Here is a 1,566-nt window from a genome sequence, read left to right on the forward strand (position 1 = left end):
CGTACCGGTGACCGGGCTGTGGGGCATCGCTTCCCGGCTGGGTAAGCGGTTGAGCATGATGGGCATCGAGACCGTCGCGCAGCTGCGCGACGCCGACCCCATCGTGATCCGGGACCGGTTCAACGTGGTGGTGATGCGGACCGTGCTCGAGCTGCGCGGGATCCCGTGCATCGAACTCGAGCCCGTCCGCCCGGACAAGCAGCAGATGATCTTCTCCCGCTCGTTCTCCACCCCGGTGCTCGGTGCGGAGCGGATGGCCCAGGTGATGGGCCTCTACGCCCAGCAGGCCGCCGCCCGGCTGGCGAAGGAACATCAGGTCGCGAAGATCATGACCGTGTTCGCTTCCACCAGCCGGTTCCGGGACGACGTCGTCTCCTCCATCGTCTCCGCAACGGTGCGGATGCCGAACCCGACCGCCGACCCCGTCCTGATGTCCAAGGCCGCGATCGAGACGATCCGGGCCCGCGTCGTCGATGACGCACCGTACGTGAAGGCCGGCGTGATGCTCACCGGCCTCGAACCGGCCGGCGCGGCCCCCGTCTTCGACGAGTTCGTCAGCGTCCACGAACACCGCAACATCGGCGCCCTCATCGGCGACGTCACCACCCGATTCGGCACCCACGCCATCGGCCTCGGCCGCGCCGGCCTCACCAGAGCACCCGAGTGGACCATGAAGCGGGAGCGCATGTCCCCGCGATACACCACCCACTGGGACGAGCTGGTCATCGCGCACGCCCGGTGACCGGGCCCGGCCGGGTCTGGCTGGTTGACTGAGGCGATGACGATCCGACGGTGGGTGACGCTAATCGCAGTGGTCGTTGTCATGGCCGTCCTCGGAGCGGTCCTTTGGGTGCCGGCCCTCGATGTCAGGGTCGGGCAGGCGATGACCGCCGTCGCCACTGCGGTTGGCGCCATCGGGACCGTTGGTGCAGCGATCGTGACCGCCGTCGCAGCGTTCGCGGCCCGCGACGCCGCACGCGAGAGCGGCATCACCGCGCAGAAGGCGGTAGAGGCGCTGGCGCTGGCGAAGGAACCGTCGATGGGGTATGAGGTCGCCACCGGGTTTGACTCAGAGGCGAATGTGCCAATCGTCCCTGGGGACTGGATCAAGATCGGAAACTCAGGCCGCTGGGCCGCGCTGGATGTGGAACTCTGGGTTGCTCCTGCTGGTCAGCCTGGGCGGTCTATTCACTTCGAGCGGATCGGCCCTGGCGAGACTCAGGAGGTGCCGGTTCGGTGGAAGACCGAACCGGTAGAGCCACTCGTATCGGGTCGGACCCGGACCGACGAGCTGAAGATCCGGTACAGCGACGAGCAGCGGGCGCTGCGGTGGGAGATCGACTGGAGCTGGCATTACACCGAGCTGCCCTCAGAAGGAACACCCGGTATCTGGAACATGCCGGGGCAACCTCGGCTGATTTCCTCACCTCGCCAACCCTGATGTAGTCCTCGCGGGCCCGCGAGCTATCACTGAGCCGGAGGACGCTCGGGTCTCGCGAGCTCGACCCGGAAACTGACCTCTCTCCGCTCGGGCTGGGAGCTAGTCGTCCGGGTCTCCGCAAGCTC

The 1,566-nt window shown here is 67.4% G+C and carries 2 protein-coding genes; both read left to right on the top strand.

Annotated features, from left to right (window positions below; translation table 11 throughout):
- A partial coding sequence (locus tag BGP79_RS03885; protein ID WP_143588304.1) for a DUF4113 domain-containing protein occupies positions 1 to 742 on the top strand: 742 nt, incomplete at its 5' end.
- A 36-nt stretch (positions 743 to 778) separates the two neighbouring features.
- Positions 779 to 1,441, top strand: a complete 663-nt coding sequence (locus BGP79_RS03890) for a hypothetical protein (RefSeq protein ID WP_076693372.1) — start codon at positions 779 to 781, stop codon at positions 1,439 to 1,441.
- Positions 1,442 to 1,566 lie beyond the last annotated feature (125 nt).

Origin of the sequence: Tersicoccus sp. Bi-70, assembly GCF_001968825.1 — a bacterium.
Taxonomy (GTDB): Bacteria; Actinomycetota; Actinomycetes; order Actinomycetales; family Micrococcaceae; genus Tersicoccus.

Excerpts from the sequence above, each read along its gene's own strand:
- BGP79_RS03890 (WP_076693372.1), top strand. The coding sequence starts at position 779 with ATGACGATCCGACGGTGGGTGACGCTAATCGCAGTGGTCGTTGTCATG.